The sequence below is a fragment of the Cytobacillus solani genome (genome assembly GCF_006704205.1).
GTDB classification, from domain to species: Bacteria; Bacillota; Bacilli; order Bacillales; family Cytobacillaceae; genus Cytobacillus; species Cytobacillus solani.
This window is the reverse complement of the sequence record NZ_CP041305.1, coordinates 1,235,744-1,252,087: the sequence shown is the minus strand read 5'-3', so window position 1 is coordinate 1,252,087 and position 16,344 is coordinate 1,235,744. Positions and strand designations below refer to the sequence as shown.

17 protein-coding genes, 1 pseudogene and 1 riboswitch are annotated in these 16,344 nt (G+C 38.7%); of the genes and pseudogenes, 13 read left to right on the top strand and 5 right to left on the bottom strand.

Translation table 11 applies throughout. The annotated features are described in order from the left end of the window. The first annotated feature begins 176 nt into the window (after positions 1-176). Both FI644_RS06330 and FI644_RS06325 read left to right on the top strand, forming a co-directional pair. Positions 177-698 (top strand): ECF transporter S component, encoded by a 522-nt coding sequence (locus FI644_RS06330; RefSeq protein WP_053479254.1) that lies wholly within the window; start codon positions 177-179, stop codon positions 696-698. A 470-nt stretch (positions 699-1,168) separates the two neighbouring features. Next, entirely contained in the window at positions 1,169-2,542 is a 1,374-nt protein-coding gene (locus tag FI644_RS06325; protein ID WP_142108171.1) for an MATE family efflux transporter, read from the top strand. 86 nt (positions 2,543-2,628) lie between these two features. Here FI644_RS06325 and FI644_RS26765 read toward each other — a convergent pair. After that, positions 2,629-2,757, bottom strand: a pseudogene (locus FI644_RS26765) (excalibur calcium-binding domain-containing protein); the annotation flags it as partial. Positions 2,758-3,262: 505 nt separating this feature from the next. After that, positions 3,263-3,451, top strand: a riboswitch (cobalamin riboswitch). Between the two features lie 168 nt (positions 3,452-3,619). On the opposite strand from FI644_RS26765, the gene FI644_RS06315 reads away from it, so the two are divergent. The 6 genes from FI644_RS06315 (at position 3,620) to FI644_RS06290 (ending at position 9,380) form a co-directional block, all read left to right on the top strand. Then, a complete protein-coding gene (locus FI644_RS06315; RefSeq protein WP_053479250.1) occupies positions 3,620-4,624 on the top strand; it encodes an ABC transporter substrate-binding protein in 1,005 nt (334 codons plus the stop codon). Beyond that, positions 4,621-5,661 (top strand): FecCD family ABC transporter permease, encoded by a 1,041-nt coding sequence (locus FI644_RS06310; protein ID WP_053479249.1) that lies wholly within the window; start codon positions 4,621-4,623, stop codon positions 5,659-5,661. Before FI644_RS06315 ends, FI644_RS06310 begins: the two co-directional genes overlap by 4 nt. Before the next feature lie 3 nt (positions 5,662-5,664). Continuing rightward, positions 5,665-6,501, top strand: coding sequence for a heme ABC transporter ATP-binding protein (locus tag FI644_RS06305; RefSeq protein WP_082446481.1), 837 nt, complete (start codon positions 5,665-5,667; stop codon positions 6,499-6,501). A gap of 84 nt (positions 6,502-6,585) precedes the next feature. Next, on the top strand, positions 6,586-7,134 hold the full coding sequence (locus tag FI644_RS06300) for a cob(I)yrinic acid a,c-diamide adenosyltransferase (RefSeq protein WP_053479248.1): 549 nt from the start codon (positions 6,586-6,588) through the stop codon (positions 7,132-7,134). Positions 7,135-7,185: 51 nt separating this feature from the next. Further along, positions 7,186-8,016: a cobalamin-binding protein gene (locus tag FI644_RS06295; RefSeq protein WP_053479247.1), complete on the top strand. Its 831-nt coding sequence runs from the start codon at positions 7,186-7,188 to the stop codon at positions 8,014-8,016. Further along, complete coding sequence (locus FI644_RS06290; RefSeq protein ID WP_053479246.1) at positions 7,995-9,380, top strand: cobyrinic acid a,c-diamide synthase CobB; 1,386 nt, start codon at positions 7,995-7,997, stop codon at positions 9,378-9,380. The genes FI644_RS06295 and FI644_RS06290 overlap by 22 nt, the downstream gene beginning before the upstream one ends. Before the next feature lie 63 nt (positions 9,381-9,443). Here the strand turns inward: FI644_RS06290 and FI644_RS06285 are convergent, their stop codons facing one another. Next, on the bottom strand, positions 9,444-9,737 hold the full coding sequence (locus FI644_RS06285) for a GGDEF domain-containing protein (protein WP_252239658.1): 294 nt from the start codon (positions 9,735-9,737) through the stop codon (positions 9,444-9,446). A 17-nt stretch (positions 9,738-9,754) separates the two neighbouring features. Then, entirely contained in the window at positions 9,755-9,811 is a 57-nt protein-coding gene (locus FI644_RS27115) for a hypothetical protein (RefSeq protein WP_252240183.1), read from the bottom strand. Positions 9,812-10,537: 726 nt separating this feature from the next. Here FI644_RS27115 and FI644_RS06280 point away from each other — a divergent pair. The 4 genes from FI644_RS06280 to FI644_RS06265 all read left to right on the top strand — a co-directional run bounded on the left by FI644_RS06280 (position 10,538) and on the right by FI644_RS06265 (position 13,393). Beyond that, positions 10,538-10,885, top strand: coding sequence for a PadR family transcriptional regulator (locus FI644_RS06280; RefSeq protein WP_053479244.1), 348 nt, complete (start codon positions 10,538-10,540; stop codon positions 10,883-10,885). A gap of 1 nt (position 10,886) precedes the next feature. Further along, a complete protein-coding gene (locus FI644_RS06275) occupies positions 10,887-11,900 on the top strand; it encodes an HAAS signaling domain-containing protein (protein WP_053479243.1) in 1,014 nt (337 codons plus the stop codon). A gap of 256 nt (positions 11,901-12,156) precedes the next feature. After that, the gene (locus tag FI644_RS06270; RefSeq protein ID WP_053479242.1) at positions 12,157-12,657 is read left to right on the top strand and encodes a YehS family protein; all 501 of its coding nucleotides are present in this window, start codon (positions 12,157-12,159) and stop codon (positions 12,655-12,657) included. A 28-nt stretch (positions 12,658-12,685) separates the two neighbouring features. After that, positions 12,686-13,393, top strand: a complete 708-nt coding sequence (locus tag FI644_RS06265) for a M48 family metallopeptidase (protein WP_053479241.1) — start codon at positions 12,686-12,688, stop codon at positions 13,391-13,393. A gap of 189 nt (positions 13,394-13,582) precedes the next feature. On the opposite strand, the gene FI644_RS06260 is transcribed toward FI644_RS06265, so the two are convergent. Continuing rightward, complete coding sequence (locus tag FI644_RS06260; RefSeq protein ID WP_053479240.1) at positions 13,583-14,299, bottom strand: MerR family DNA-binding transcriptional regulator; 717 nt, start codon at positions 14,297-14,299, stop codon at positions 13,583-13,585. 152 nt (positions 14,300-14,451) lie between these two features. Between FI644_RS06260 and FI644_RS06255 the strand changes: the two genes are divergently transcribed. Next, on the top strand, positions 14,452-15,324 hold the full coding sequence (locus FI644_RS06255; protein ID WP_053479239.1) for an alpha/beta fold hydrolase: 873 nt from the start codon (positions 14,452-14,454) through the stop codon (positions 15,322-15,324). Between the two features lie 67 nt (positions 15,325-15,391). On the opposite strand, the gene FI644_RS06250 is transcribed toward FI644_RS06255, so the two are convergent. Next, positions 15,392-16,171 (bottom strand): alpha/beta fold hydrolase, encoded by a 780-nt coding sequence (locus tag FI644_RS06250; protein WP_053479238.1) that lies wholly within the window; start codon positions 16,169-16,171, stop codon positions 15,392-15,394. Positions 16,172-16,344: the final 173 nt, after the last annotated feature.

Sequence of the window (16,344 nt, the reverse complement as noted above, 5' to 3'; positions counted from 1 at the left end):
TGCATTTCCATCGCTGGCTCTTCTTTCTTTTTTTTAAAAGCAGGAGAACTGTAATTTGGATTCAAGTCAGTAGCTATTAACTAATATACAAATATGAAAATAATTAATAGTTTTTCCCATTTATTAATTATATGTTTGTATGATATTATTTTTTTAAAAAAGAAGAGGTTTATCATATGAATACATCATTCGTTCCGACAGAAACAACTAAAACAAAAGCCTTAGTCATTAATGCACTTTTCATTGCATTAACTTTGGTAGCCACGATGTTCATTAACATAAAGCTCCCAATTATGGGGAACGGTGGTCTAATCCATCTGGGCAACGTGCCACTATTCATAGCAGCTTTGGTTTACGGAAAAAAAACAGGTGCTATAGCAGGTGCCTTTGGAATGGCATTCTTTGATCTTATATCTGGCTGGGCAGTATGGGCACCATTTACATTTATCATTGTTGGTTTAATGGGCTTTTTAGCTGGATTTATTTCCGAAAAAGCACCTGGCAAAAGAGTCCTAGTTAACTCTTTAGCAGTTGCAGCTGCACTTATAATAAAAGTTGTTGGCTACTATTTTACCGAAGTAATTATTTATGGTAACTGGGTACTTCCATTTGGTTCTATTCCCGGAAACATTATGCAGGTCGTAATAGCAGGTATAATTGTAGTTCCTCTTGTAGGACGCTTAAAGAAATTTGCATAACAGATAACAAAATAAAAAAAGATGGTTATTATAAGAATTTCCAGCAATAAAAATGAAAAGAGAGAGATTTAAAATGGTTCAGTTTCTAATAAACTGAGCCATTTTATTTTTAGGAAAATAAAATATTTACCTATGATGCTCAATTGACCTACGCATCTGCTCGAATACGTTAAAGGAATTAGAAGTAAAAGGGTAATATAATTTGGAATGAAAAATATAATATCAAGTACCACAAATAAATAGTAACATGCTTAAAATAAGCAAGAGCCATTCTATGGTACAGTTTCTTATTCCTATCACTACCTTTAGTCTCATAGAACCGTCCTATGAGACAATTTCCTTTTCCTATTACTATCTTTTGTCTTGCAGAACCATTCTATGAGGCAGTTTCAATAATCTTGTCTATTTCCTTTTATACGAAATTTAGGTAAACTAAATTTCATATTCTCTTAGAAAAGAAGGTTTAACTATTGTCAAGCGAAAATAACAAGTACCAAAATCAATCATTGTTTAGTATTACATGGCCGTTATTTATTGAAATTTCTCTGCATATGAGTGTTGGGATTATTGCGACATTAATTTTAAGTGGATATTCGGATAAGGCTGTTGCGGGTGTTGGGGTAGCTAATCAGATTATTAATATCTTTATCTTAATTTTTAATGTAACTGTCATTGGGGCAATGATTTTAATTGGTCAAAATTTAGGTGCAAACCAATTGAAACGGGCACGCCAGCTTGCGCGTTCCGCTTTTGGTATAAATTTATGGGTTGGCGTCGTGATGACTGTTGTTGTTGTATTGTTTGGTGATGTGTTTTTACGATTTTACGGGTTAAGTGGGGAGATTTATGATTTTGCTCTTACATTTCTAACCACTACAGGCTGCTCGCTCGTACTTGAAGCTATTTCCCTTGCATTGAGTGCTGTTTTACGCAGCTATGGTCATACAAAAGAAGCAATGGTTATGACGGTCATGATGAATATTATAAGTGTTACAGGTTACTTTATTGCAATTAAAGGCTGGTTTGGTATACCAGTAACAGGGGTTGCAGGCGTTTCGTATTCTATCATTATTGCGAGGATATTTCTCGTTCTAGCTTTGCTTTACTTTGTTTATAAAATTTTATATTTAAAGTTTTCTATAAAAGATATTTTTTCTATTAGTAAAACAGATACTAAGGAAATCTTTCACATCGGGATTCCTTCAGCTGGAGAAAATCTTTCCTACCAGCTTTCGCAAATTGTGATCACAAGCTTTGTTGCCATGATTGGAGACGATGCGCTGGCGGCTCGTGTGTATATTATTAATCTTTCTATGCTCTGCTATTTATTCACCATGGCGATTGCACAAGGGACTCAGCTGCTGATTGCGCGTTATATTGGAGCGAAGGACTATGATAGAACCTTAAAACGAGGACTTAAGACATTAAAAATATCGATGGTTGTTTCGTTAGTTGTGTCGCTAGCAATTGCCCTTACTGGCGAGCCAGTATTAGCCGTGTTTACAGACGAATCTAGCATTATTTCGATTGGACTCCCTGTTCTCTGGGCCATTGTATTTATTGAACCTGGACGTGCGATGAATATTGTATTGATGGGGTCTTTAAAATCTGTCGGCGACGTTCGTTTCCCTGTTGTTATAGGCATTATTTGCATGTGGGGAGTCGCGGTCATATTTAGCTACCTTTTCGGAATTATCTTTGGATTAGGGTTACTTGGAATTTGGATAGCTCAAGGTTTTGATGAATGGATTCGTGGAATCTTTGCGCTAAGACGCTGGTTATCTAAGCCATGGTTAAAGAAAAAGGCAGCAAAGTATGAAATGGCAACAGATAGAGGATTATAAGGCAATTGAGAAAAGTGGGCGAGTCACGATAAAAAGATTCGTCCACTTTTTTTTGCTTTGATTAAAAAAGCCCAAAAGGGCAATTCTTATCTTTCACAGGCATAATTATCTTTATCTCTGTCCATTTTAGACTGATAAGCTGGATGATCAGAGGAAACACCATTTGGATATACTTGTCTAAGTTCTGTACAATTTGAAAAGTACTCGCTTCCTCCACTTGAAGAAGTTGTGCTAGTGGATGATTCATTAGCATTAGAACTAGCTGTTGATGTATTCATACTTGCAAGCTGATCCTTTAAGCTGCTTACCTCATTTTCTAGCGATTTATTTTTAGATTCCAGCTCTGTGATATGTTTGTTTAGATTCGTTTTTTCAGCTTCCGCACTTTCAACAGCTGAAACCTTAGTTGACATCTCTTTCATTCTTTATTTAGTTTTTCATTTTGTTTTGATAGCTTATCGTTTTTTAACTTTAGTTCTTTATGAAGATAATGGCGGATATAATCGTAAAGACGGCCAATATATTGAAGATGACGGCCAAAATACTCGAAAGAACGGCCAATATTTTGAGGATGACGGCCAATATCCACAAAAGCATGGCGAATATATTAGTTTCTTCATAAGACTTTCAAACTCGTTTGATTTGCTTGTCTAAACTCCATATTCAAATAACTCAAAACAATGCTATAATACGAGTTGAGAATATTGCTTGACCAATTGAATCTTACATAGCTAGTAGGTGCCTTGTCGTTGGATAAGGTTAAAAGGGAAGCCGGTGTGAATCCGGCGCGGTCCCGCCACTGTTATTCGGGGATAACCTCGCAGTACCACTGTTCCAGATATGGAATGGGAAGGAGAGGAAGTCATGTTACCCGTAAGCCAGGAAACCTGCCTATTTAGCTTGCCAACGAAATCCTTCGTGGAAAAGGATAGGCTTAATCAGTATAAATTTATTTTATTTGTCTGGTTTTCGCATGCCTTGTTTCCGAATGGAAGCAGGGCTTTTTTCGTTGTTCAGGACAAGACTTCAAGATATCAAGCTCATCTCGAACCATAAATGAAGGGAAGAGGAATGGGTATGAAAAAGTTTTTGGCATTACTATTGACCATGCTAGTAGCGATGACTATCAGTGCTTGTGGGTCAGGAGATGATAGGGCAGAAAAGGACAGCTCTGCTCAAAAAGCATCGTCAGAAGTTGAAAATAACGGAAGTTCCGAAAACGAAACAAGTGAGAAAGCAACGGTCTACCCGCTTACAGTGAAGGATGCAACGGGTCTGGAATTAACTTTTGAAAAAGCACCTGAGCGTATTGTTTCCACTTCTCCGTCAGAGACGGAAATTCTGTTTGCTTTAGGCCTGGGCGATAAAATCTACGGAGTCTCAGATTTTGATGATTACCCTAAAGAAGCGTTAACAAAGCCGAAAGTTGGAGGGGTAACAAAGCCGAATGAGGAAGCAATTATCGCGGCCGATCCAGATCTAGTGATAGGCGGCATTTCAATGAAAGATGATATTGTCGAGAAATTTCGTGGGTTAAGTCTTCCTTTATATAAAACGGAGCCGAAAAAGATAGACGATATTTTAAACAATATTATCCAGATTGGCGTCATTACAGACACGCAGCAAAAAGCAGAAGAGCTAGTGGCACAAATGAAGGAAGATATTAAAACAGTAACAGAAGCAGCTGCAACTATTAAAGAAGAAGATAAGAAAAAAGTATATATCGAATTTTCCCCAGGCTGGACGGTGGGCAAGGGTGAATTTATGGATGAATTGATTACGATGGCCGGAGGAGTAAATATTGCCTCAGATTTGGAAGGCTGGAACGCAATCAATGAAGAAAAAATCATCCAGGATAACCCAGATGTGATTTTGTATACTGCTGGTACTGTTGATGATAAGTCTGGCAAACCGCTAGAAGAACTAATTACATCAAGAAATGGTTGGGAGAAGATTACAGCCATTCAAGACAGCAGCTTGACAGGAATAGAAGGGAATATAATGTCTAGACCTGGTCCGAGAATAACAGATGCACTTACACAAATGGCTGAGGCCATTTATCCGGATTTGTTTAAGAAATGAAAAGAAGATTAGCACTATGGGGGGGAGCGGGTTTCGTTCTCCTTCTTCTTTCAGTGGTTGTTAGTTTGTCACTTGGATCAGCCAATCTGCCTCTTTCGCATGTGTGGGGAATTATACTACACCAGCTTCCATTTTTAGAAGATGTCATAGAGACAAACTGGGCGGCCTCATCGGAGCAAATTATTCTAAAAGTTCGTTTGCCGCGGGTGTTTCTTGCTATCCTTGTTGGAGCGTGTTTATCACTTGCTGGGGCTGGTTTTCAAGGAGTATTGCGCAATCCGTTAGCTGACCCGTATACGCTTGGGGTAGCATCTGGTTCAGCAGTAGGTGCAGCTTTCTTAATTTTATTCGGGTTTCATACAATTTTATTTGGTACTTGGACCATCCCGCTTGTTGCATTTGTGACCGGGCTAATCAGTTTGCTTGTTGTGCTCCGATTAGCCAATGTACAAGGAAAGTATAAATTAGAAACCATCATTTTATCTGGTGTTGTTGTTTCTGCTTTTTTAGGTGCCATTGTTTCCTTTATGGTGTCCATGTCCGATCAGGTGGTGAATGAAATCGTCTTTTGGCTAATGGGGAGTTTAGCTCTTAGAGGCTGGTCATTTACCTTTGTGCTCATGCCTTATTTAGCCATTGGGATTGTCGTGTTGCTATCATATGGACGAACATTAAATTTATTCGCATTAGGAGAGAGACAGGCTGCGCATTTAGGTGTCAATATTAAGCGTACACGGCTAGTTGTATTGATCGTTTCCACCTTAATTACTGCTGCTGCAGTATCGATCGTTGGGACGATTGGCTTTGTCGGACTTGTTGTCCCGCATTTAGTGAGATTAATAGTTGGACCAGATTACCGACTATTACTCCCCTTGACAGTGATCTTCGGTGCAATATACGTGCTTTGGGCTGATACAATTGCCCGTACATTACTTAGCCCGACGGAGATTCCACTCGGGGTTGTGACCGCCGTTCTTGGTGCACCATTCTTTGCATACTTGCTTCGTAGAAACAAGCAAATGTCAGGGGGGAATTGATGGATGATTATTGAAGTCGATAGGCTGAGTAAACGGTTTGACAACCAGTCAGTGCTTGAGGAAATTAGCTTTTCAGTTAAACGTGGAGAATGCCTGGGGATTATTGGACCGAATGGAAGCGGAAAGTCCACGTTACTAAAGCTATTGTCAGGTGTGGAAACTTCAATGACTGGAAAAATTGAAATTAATCGGAAACCGATTGAACAATATACTCGAAAAGAACTAGCCAAATGGATGGCTGTCTTGCAGCAGGAATCTCTGCCTCCGATTGGATTTACAGTTAGAGAAGTAATCGAGATGGGACGATTTCCTTTTCAAAATTGGCTTGGAGAAGAAACAACAGACATTGATCGGCTTATCGATGCGATTCTCGATAAAATGGGGCTGAATGATTTGAGTGATCGCCAACTTGAAAACTTAAGCGGCGGAGAGCGGCAGCGAGTAGCCCTTGGTAAGACAATGGCACAGCAGCCAAAGCTCTTGATGCTTGACGAACCAACCACCTATCTCGATATAGGCCATCAAGTACTCTTAATGGATCGGATTCGGGAATGGCAGCTGGAGGATGATTTGACAGTTATTTCGGTTCTGCATGATTTAAATTTAGCTGCCCTCTATTGTGATCGATTGTTGCTTTTACATAATGGGAGAGTTGTAGCAACTGGATCTCCAGAGGATATCATTCGAACTGATTTGATTGAGGAAGTATATGGTACTGCACCTATAGTGATGCAACACCCTGTTTATGGATTACCGCAAATTATCCTTCAGGGGGATAGTATTAGCCAGCGGAAGGACCCTGCAAAGAAGAGAGTAGGAAAGCTGGAGATCATCCAATAATTGTCCGATACATTGGAAGTTGTACAAGTGAGCTTCGAATTTTTCTAATAGTTATGCGTTTTATAGATAAGAGGAGGGATTTGTATGAGTAAACCAAGTAAGGAACGAGGATTAACACTTGTTTACACAGGAGATGGCAAAGGAAAAACTACGGCATCGATAGGGCTTGCCGTAAGGGCATATGGTCGGGGGAAACGAGTGCTAATGATTCAATTTATTAAATCTCCCCAGCGTACGTATGGGGAGAAACTTGTTTTTGATAAGCTAGGAATTGAAATGATCCAAAAAGGGATTGGATTTACTTGGACAAAGACGCCTGAAGAGCATCGTGCTGCACTTAAAGATGCATGGACATATACGAAGGAGCGAGTGATGGCAGGTGAGCATGATCTTGTCATCTTAGATGAAATCAATAACGCACTGACAATCAATAGTTTTCCCATTGACGATGTGCTGCCACTTCAAGAAGTACTTGATCTCATTTCACAACGCCCACAAGGGATGCATCTTGTTCTTACGGGAAGAAACGCAAATTCAAAGCTCATTGAAGCGGCTGATCTTGTTTCAGACGTGACTGTATCAAAGCATTATTATGATGAGGGAATACCAGCTGTTATGGGTATAGAGCTTTGAGATAAAGTGATAAAAAGAAGCGTATAAAAAAGAAAGGGGAGAACCGTTCTGATGAGAATTGTATCATTATGTCCAAGTAATACCGAGCTTCTCGGATTTATGGGGTTGACTTCAAATATCGTAGGTGTGGATAACTATTCAGACTGGCCTTTACAGATTAATAGTTTGCCTCGACTAGGTTCTGATTTAGATATCGACATGGCTGCTGTTGAAGCTCTTCAGCCAGATTTAGTTCTTGCTTCATTATCGGTGCCTGGCATGGAGAATAACATCGCGGGCCTCCAGGAGAGGGGACTGCCTTTTATCACGCTTAATCCAAAGAGCTTGGCTGATATTGGGGATAATATGCTTGAGGTGGGGAAAGCAACAGGACAAGAAGCGATTGGGGAGGCAGCATCCCATAAATATAATGGATTGTTGGAGACGTATAAGGAGTTTGGACGGAAGGTTGAGGAACGGCCGCGGTTATATTGGGAATGGTGGCCCAAGCCTGTATTCACTCCGGGTGGGACGAATTGGTTAACGGAAATCAGTCATATAGCTGGTGGTTATAATGTATTCGCAGACAACGAGCGGGCAAGTGTTAAGACGGATTGGGAGGATGTACGCAAGCGTAATCCTGATTATATTTTGATGGCGTGGGTTGGTGTAAAGGAAAAACAAATGAAACCGAGATTGCTTAAACAACGGCCCGATTGGCCCGAAATGAAGGCAATCAAGGATGAGAAGATAATTGTAATGGAGGAATCCCTTTATTGCAGACCATCTCCACGACTATTACTCGGTATACAAAAACTAGGTGTTTTGCTTCATCCGGACCTTTTTCCTGCCTATGATGAGCAGAAAGCAGAGGAATGGTTATGTCCATCAATCGAATTGTAGTAGCAGGAACGGGGAGTGGTGTTGGGAAAACGACTGTAGCTATCGGCCTAATGGCAGCTTATAAAGCGCAGGGTTATACGGTGCAAGGGTTTAAATGCGGCCCTGATTATATCGATCCGACTTATCAAACCGCAGTGACAGGTAGAAAATCTCGAAATTTAGACAGCTGGATGTGCAGTTCCTTAGCAGTAAAGGAGATTTTTTTACGGGGGTGTCAAGGAGCGGATGTGGCTATTATCGAAGGGGTAATGGGGTTATTTGATGGGAAGGACCCGCTTTCTGATACAGGGAGTGCTGCGGAAATTGCCATGATTACTAATAGCCCAGTGCTGCTTGTAGTTGATTGCGGCGGGATGGCACGAAGCGCAGCTGCAATAGTGAAGGGCTTTCAAACGTTATCCCCCTCTGTTAGTATTTGTGGGGTTGTGGCGAACCGTGTGGGAAGTGCGGGTCATTACGAGTTAATTCGGAAAGCGGTAGAATCAGAATGCGGAATTCCTGTTATTGGCTATCTATCAAAGGATGATCGGCTTCGCATGCCAGAGCGTCATCTTGGACTTGTTCCTTCCATTGAACGCGGAGAACTTACGCCTTTCTTCGACTTACTCTCAGAAACAATTCAAAAGAACTTCGACTTGGATCGTCTATATCAAATAATGGGCACAGAAACCATGGAATCCCCGCATATTTTGTTTGGAACACTGAAGCAAGAGAGTCAAGTAAGAATGGCTGTTGCATTGGATGAAGCATTTCATTTCTACTACCCCGAAAATTTAGAGCTGTTAGAGCACTATGGAGCGGAGCTCGTCTTTTTCTCCCCGCTTAAAGGGGAACAGGTCCCTCCAGATGTACATGGTCTATATATTGGTGGTGGATTTCCGGAGGAATTTGCAGCAGCTTTATCAGTGCAAAATGATGTCCTCCTATCTGTTCGGGAGGCTATCCAAAGTGGGATGCCTACGGTAGCAGAATGCGGCGGATTCATGTTCTTGTCCGAATCGATTGAAACGGTTGGCGGAGAGGAATATCCGATGGTTGGCATGATTCCTGGCAGGGTGAAGATGCGTACGAAGCTTGCCGCACTTGGTTATCGGGATGTAACGGGAATGGACAAGAATTACTTAATTGGACCGAATGACCGGGCAAGAGGACATGAGTTTCATTACTCAACTTTCGAGTCATCTCAGGAATTTACTTCAGCATATACTACAACTGGGTCAAGAGGGACAAAGCAAGAAGGCTTCTTATTAAATAATCTTGTAGCCGGCTATACACATATCCATTTTGGTTCCGCGCCAGAACTCGTACAGCGCTGGGTGGAACAGTGTATGGTGTTTAAAAACAGGGATTTTCAGCGCATATAATATATCTAATAGTTTGATATTTTAAAAAGAAGAAGCAGGTTCCCAATAAGGGTTAACCTGCTTCTAGATTTTTGTATAGACCTGCACTTGATTTCGTCCATTTCTTTTTACTAAATACAAAGCCTGATCGGCTTTATTCAAAAGCTGATAAAGTGTCTCCTCTGCATCTATCGTAGCCTCAGCAACCCCCATACTTAAAGTAACTGAAATATCGCCCTGATCAGTAATCAGAGGCTGTGCCTCTACAGACTTGCGCATCTGATTAGCTAAATCTTCACCTTCAATTTCTGTTCCGTCCTTTAGTGCAAGAACAAACTCTTCTCCGCCATATCGGGCAAACAGCATGTCTTCCTTCAATTGTGATTGTCAAACCTTTACTGTGCATGTATAAGCAATTGATCACCAACAGAATGGCCATAGGTATCATTCACTCTTTTAAAATACTCAATATCAATCAAAATATCGTAAATGGCGCTGAAGCCTTCTTTGCTACAGCAAACGCTTGCTCACATTTCTGGAAAAAGGCACGACGATTATAAACTTTTGTTAGGTCATCATAGTATGCTTGATGCTCTAGCTCCATCTGCAGTCTTTTTAGTTCCGTGATATCGGTATATAAGCTGTTAACTGCGAATGCACGATGGATACCTCTTTTTTGCTAACGATTTATACTTTAATGTAGCATATTTAAAAATAAATGTGGATGCTGTCTTTTTCCTATCTGTATCAATACGGTTACTATAAATGAGGAGAGATATAAATGATACTAATTACTGAATATTTTATCAACAAGTGACATCTAGTATTTGTTCAATATATCGACGATAATGGCGAATATATTTGTATTAGCGGCGAATATATCGAAGCTGACGGCCAATATACTCGAATGTTTGGCGAATATATCCATTGCGACGACGAATATTGGACATTCACAAGTTCCACTAGTTTAAGAATTAAGGGAAGAACCCCATTTAATTTGCAACAATGTTTGCGAAAACAGCCAATAGTTAAGTAAACAAAAAGGAGACTGGAGAATCCAGTCTCCTATATTCATGCCAATTTTAAAATGTGGTTGCTTTATTATATGGAAAAAAATAATAATAAATGATTCACAATAGTGTATGTTATACAGTATAATAAAAACAGGAGTTGATGACATGAGTGAAGCAAATGAACATTTAGATAAGCTAATGCAGGAATTAAGACGCGGCACATTAACAATTGGAGTCTTAAGTCAGCTTTATGAACCACAATATGGATATTCTCTCGTAGCCTCTTTAGAAGAAAAGGATTTTCATGTGGAAGCAGGAACGCTGTATCCCTTGCTACGCAGGCTAGAAAAACAAGGTCTTTTGGAAAGTGAATGGGATACAAATGAAACAAGGCCCCGGAAATATTACCTTTTGAGTGATAGTGGGAAGGTGGTTTTTGAACAGCTTGTTGTTGAATGGAAGGATATGGTGAATAGTTTAGATAATTTGCTTAAAAACAAAGGGGGATCATAAAATGGAGATGATCGAACGGTATGTATACGCTGTTACTCAATTATTACCGCAATCTCAGAGAGAGGACATCGCAAAGGAGCTTCGCAGCCTTATTGAGGATATGCTCGATGAACGAGTACAAGATGGCAAAGTAACAGAAAAAGATGTGGAAGAAGTATTATTAGAACTAGGCGAACCACGGAAATTAGCAAATAAATATCGAGGAACGAACCGATATTTAATCGGCCCAGAATTATTTGACCATTATGTTATGGTGTTGAAAATTGCTTTAATTGCTTCAAGTGCAGTCATGGGTGTTTCATTTATTATTGGGATCATTTTGGATCCACCATCTATATTACAAACGTTTATCTCATTTATTATATCTTTAGTAACTGGATTACCAATGGCTTTTGGATGGACGACGTTTGCTTTTGCAGTCATTCAATTTGCAGGCAATACACATCTTAAGAAGAAAGAGCTGCAACCAAAGCGTAGTTGGAAACCCTCAGATTTACCACCAGTTCCTCATCCAAAAGGACGGGTAAAAAGAGGAGAAGCGATAACCGGAATCGTTTTCTATATTATATGTATTGCGGTTTTCGTTTTTTCCAGTGAGTACTTTGGTGTATGGTTTTTTGAAAATGGAAAGTTTAAAGAGGTAATTCCATTCTTTAATGAAGAGTATTATGGCTACTACCTGCTATTTATCCTGCTGATTTTCGGTTTTGGTATTATAAAAGAATGTTTGAAAATGGTTTATGGCAGATGGACGATGCAACTTGTTTTATTTACAGCTGTCGTCAATATCATTTCAATTATTGGTTTGATCATTGTTATTGCTGAACCGGCCGTTTGGAATCCAAACTTCATGACTCAATTGGTAGAAAGCGGCCAACTAGTTCCACACAGCGATGCATTTAAGACAATAGGTATTATTTGGGAACAAGCAACATTATGGCTGCTTATTCTATTCTTATTTGCATTAGTGTGGGACATCATTGATGGCTTTATTAGAGTAAGGAAAAGCAGATAACATCTGATTATTAATAAAGTACAGTGGATGTATTTGAGCCATTGTACTTTTTATGTGTTTGTCCAATATATCAGAGGTGTGGTAAACCTAAAATGAAAATTACAGATACTTAATTTATTTTCAATTGTAGTATTATTAGGGAGCTAGGTTTTCATCACTTATGTGAGATTGAAGGAGTAGCATGAAATAAGATAGACTGAACTAGGGCTGATTGCTTTAGGTGACAGCACTATTTATAAAAATAGGAGGTCGAATGATGGATAATAACGATATATTAATTCGCTTGCGATATGCGTTAGAAATAAAAAATAAAGAAATGGCAGAAATATTTAAACTTGGTGATATGGAGGTAACAGTACCAGAGGTAGTAAAAATTCTCACTAAGGTTGATGATGAATTTGAGGATGATAGCGACAGCCAAATAAAATGCAGCAACAGTATGTTGGATGCATTTTTAAATGGGCTCATTATTTATAAGAGAGGGAGACAAGATCCGAAACCAGGCCAGCCTGATAAACCAGAACCGTCTTTTACACGTAGCCCAAATATGAATAATATCTTATTAAAGAAAGTCAAAATAGCGCTGGCACTAACGACTGAGGATATGCTGGAAATCTTTGATAATGCAGGATTAAGGGTAACAAAAGGAGAGCTTGGAGCGTTATTAAGAAAAGAAGGACATAAGAATTATAAAGTATGCCTAGATAATTTTGCTAGAAACTTCTTAAAAGGTCTAGCTATTAAATACAGGGGTTAATGGATTAACGGATTCTATAGGTGATGACATGACACATACTTACTTAGGTGCAACTATCCATTATGAGATAAAGTACAAAAACCGAACCTCCATTGGAATCATGATAGATGGATATGGAAATATTGAAGTCCAGGCTCCGAAAGGAACACCTGATGAAAAAGTAATCAAGGTATTAGAGGCAAACTGGGATCTTATTAGGCGAAAAGTAAAAGAAAAGAAGGAAATGCTGAATGGGCCGAAGGAAAAGGTCTATAAGAATGACGAGAACTTTCTTTTTTTAGGAAATACCTACCCGATAAAGATCTTCCAAGATATAAATATTTCGAATGACCATATTGTATTTGAAGAAGATAAGCTAAATATATATGTTAAGCAGCTAGATGAAGATAAAATCAGACAAACATTGAAACGATTTTATTATCAGAAGTGTAAGGCATTAGTAGAAAAGAGTATCTCATCTTATCAAAAAAACTTTAAAACAAAACCAAGATCTATCCGTATTTCTGATAGTAAAAATACGTGGGGAACCTGTGACTCTGAACACCGATTAACATTTAATTGGAGGCTAGCAATGGCGCCCCCTGAGGTTATTAACTATGTCGTTGTTCATGAAATGTGTCACATGGTCCATCTGAATCACGACCGTTCCTTCTGGCGTCTTGTAGGGAAAATAATGCCCGACTATAAAGAAAAAGAGAACTGGTTGGCATTATCCAACTGGGAAATGACTGTGTAGCAGGACAAGCTGTGAGAGAAATCAATCACAATAGTGACAAAAATGAGCTTAGTTTATTACTAAGTTCATTTTTTGTGTTTGTCCAATATAAAAGGTTAACGGCGAATATACTTTGATGGACGGCGAATATATTAGTGATAACGGCGAATATATCGTTTTTTGCAAACACAATGCATGTAACCGGCATAATTATTCTCTCTTTGCCTGCTCCTTTCTTGTTAATTCCACATATTTCATTAATTCAGTTATCCCTTCAAACTGAATCATTAGCTGACTGTTCAATTTTTCTTTTGCAAGCTGAAAGGATTGTTCGAGTTGTGTATAATTTTTTGTGTCTAGGTTATCTAAAAGTTTTTTCATATGTTCAATATAATAGATCGTTTTTCTTAAACTGCTAATGACTAATATCTTTCTTAATTCTTGAATGGTGAACACTCGATAGCCATTTTCATTATTTCTTTCTGAATGAATTAATCCTTCCTTTTCCCAATGTCTGATAGAAGATGTATTAACCCCAGCCATTTCTGCAACTTCTCCAATGCTCATTTTATCCGTCAATGTAACATTTTTATATTTAGGAAAATCCGTGCTTTTTATCATCAAAAGTATTTCGTCCACCCGCTGTTTTTCTACTTCAATTTTGTATTGCTGGTTATTTATTAACCAGAGTGCTTGCCCAATATCACCAGTTTTAATTTTTCTCATTGCTTCATAAACAACGGGAATCTCATACCCTTTCAATAATGCTCTTATCGTAATGAAAGTTTGGAAATGGATAGGCAGATAGTTTCTATGATTGCTTTGTGTCCTTGGTACATCTGGAATTAGATTTTGTTCTTCATATCGCCTTAGAGTGGTTGTACTAACATTGAGCTGATTAGCAATTTGCGCCGGTGTATATTTCATATTTTTACTCCTTATGATTAAAGTAAAACCTTCAAGTGTTACGTTAACTTAAAAACTATAAAACACGATGATAACAATAGAAAAAAAGGAAAGACTGAAAGCTTGCATGAAGGTTATATGATATTAGTATAAACACTTGAGGAGTGATTGTATTGAACAAAGTAGTTAAATTAAACGACGGTTCAGAAATAGAAGTCGGCTTAACGGGGAACTCAAACAATAAAACAATCATGCTGTCGATAGCAAAAAAATCCGTTTTCGGCCAAGCTGCTGAAACGTTGAAGTTATGGGGAGTAGACCCTGAGCTTGGTAATAAATTTGTTGAAGGATTATCTGACACGTTTCAAGTATTATTCTTTGATTATGAAGGGCATCGAATGGAACACCCAAATGGAGATAATCTCACACCTGAGACTATTGTAAAAGACTTTTTATTGATCGCTGATGAAATGAAAGTTGAAAAGTTTGGATACTATGGGTATTCATGGTTGGCTTTAGCTGGATTACAATTGGCTATTAGAACAAATAGACTAGAATGTTTAATTATGGGTGGCTTTCCGCCAATGGAAGGACCGTATAAAGAAATGATGACAGTCACGAATAAAACCTTTGAACAGGCATTATATAATCAAGATAGTTCTGAAGCTGATCATTCTGAACAAATTCTTCCTGAAGAAATAGATTGGGACAATATTCAGGTACAAATGAACCCAGATCAGACGAAACAATTTGTGACGATGTATAAAAGCTTAGTGCAGTTTCATGATAAAAAAGTCCAAGATCGTTTGTATATTCCTAGACTCACATTTGCAGGAGAAAAGGATACCATTACTTATGGTGAAAACTTTGGAAATGTATCTGTTGATGTAGTCGGTTTAATCAAAAAAAACAAACGAGAATTGGAACAATTAGGATGGGATGTCGAAATAATAGAAGGCATCAGCATGGACCATACTAAAGCTATGCAGCCCGATACGGTTTTGCCTTTGATTAAACCGTGGCTAAGTAAAAATCTTTTATCGTAGTTTGCAGGAACTACAAAAATAGATCAAAGAAGGCGAGGATTCCAAAGGATACTCGCCTTGATTTTTACTATATAAATTGGGTTAATAGCTGGTTTACCTTGTCACGTTCTTCCCAAAAAGGACCATGACCGCTGTACTGGAATGGAACAAGCTGAGAATTCCTTATTTTTTGATCGAGCTCCTGTGCTTGTGCAAACGGAATCACTTTGTCATGAATCCCATGTATAATTAGGGTAGGCTTATCTATTTTTGGAAGATCTGCATCCAGCTTTTCATCTCTTAATAGTTTAATAATAGCCGCAGTCGACCAGCCTGCAGCCTCTAACCCCATCTGGAAAAACCAGTCTGAAAATGAACTTGTTATATATTGAAAGAAAAAGGTATCTGTTATTCCTTGCATCATTTTAGGACGGTCATTTAATGTTTCCTTTAATAGGTCTTTTGCTGTTTCTTTTGTAAAGCCAGTCGGAGCTGCAGCGTCAATAAGGACAAGCTTGGAAACTCCGTACCCGCTGTAACGGGACATATAACGAATAGCAATTGCTCCCCCAGTAGAATGGCCAACGAGCGAGAAATTGTCAAGTTGAAGCGTGCTAACAATCATTCGGATATCATCTGCCAGCCTATTATAAGTGTATCCGCTTATCGGTTTATCCGATTTGCCAAAGCCCCTCCAATCTATTCCAATGCAGCGGTAACCCAGTGCTGGAAGAATGTTAAACTGATATTCAAATTGTTTATGGCTCAGTGGCCAGCCATGTATAAACACGATTGTCTTGCTGCCTTCTTGATTAATATCTTCCACAAATAAATTTACACCTGGTTCTACAGGAACAAAGTATCCCACCACAATTCCCCCGTCATTCATATCGTTTTAAGGTTAAGATATTCATAGCAGGTAACATAGGTGAGTACCTATCTTTGTTGTAGTTCAATGAAAACATATATAATTTGGCTATCTCAATAGAAAGATGTTATTTTTGGAGTATTACTAGTTATTTGAACGGATTTATATACATA

What these genes read in the sequence shown, in the direction of transcription:
- FI644_RS06265 (WP_053479241.1), top strand. Translation starts at nt 12,686, where the DNA reads ATGACACATACTTACTTAGGTGCAACTATCCATTATGAGATAAAGTAC.
- FI644_RS06300 (WP_053479248.1), top strand. Translation starts at nt 6,586, where the DNA reads ATGAGTAAACCAAGTAAGGAACGAGGATTAACACTTGTTTACACAGGA.
- FI644_RS06260 (WP_053479240.1), bottom strand. Translation starts at nt 14,299, where the DNA reads ATGAAATATACACCGGCGCAAATTGCTAATCAGCTCAATGTTAGTACA.
- FI644_RS06290 (WP_053479246.1), top strand. Translation starts at nt 7,995, where the DNA reads ATGTCCATCAATCGAATTGTAGTAGCAGGAACGGGGAGTGGTGTTGGG.
- FI644_RS06280 (WP_053479244.1), top strand. Translation starts at nt 10,538, where the DNA reads ATGAGTGAAGCAAATGAACATTTAGATAAGCTAATGCAGGAATTAAGA.
- FI644_RS06275 (WP_053479243.1), top strand. Translation starts at nt 10,887, where the DNA reads ATGGAGATGATCGAACGGTATGTATACGCTGTTACTCAATTATTACCG.
- FI644_RS06305 (WP_082446481.1), top strand. Translation starts at nt 5,665, where the DNA reads ATGATTATTGAAGTCGATAGGCTGAGTAAACGGTTTGACAACCAGTCA.
- FI644_RS06330 (WP_053479254.1), top strand. Translation starts at nt 177, where the DNA reads ATGAATACATCATTCGTTCCGACAGAAACAACTAAAACAAAAGCCTTA.
- FI644_RS06295 (WP_053479247.1), top strand. Translation starts at nt 7,186, where the DNA reads ATGAGAATTGTATCATTATGTCCAAGTAATACCGAGCTTCTCGGATTT.
- FI644_RS06315 (WP_053479250.1), top strand. Translation starts at nt 3,620, where the DNA reads ATGAAAAAGTTTTTGGCATTACTATTGACCATGCTAGTAGCGATGACT.
- FI644_RS06310 (WP_053479249.1), top strand. Translation starts at nt 4,621, where the DNA reads ATGAAAAGAAGATTAGCACTATGGGGGGGAGCGGGTTTCGTTCTCCTT.
- FI644_RS06270 (WP_053479242.1), top strand. Translation starts at nt 12,157, where the DNA reads ATGGATAATAACGATATATTAATTCGCTTGCGATATGCGTTAGAAATA.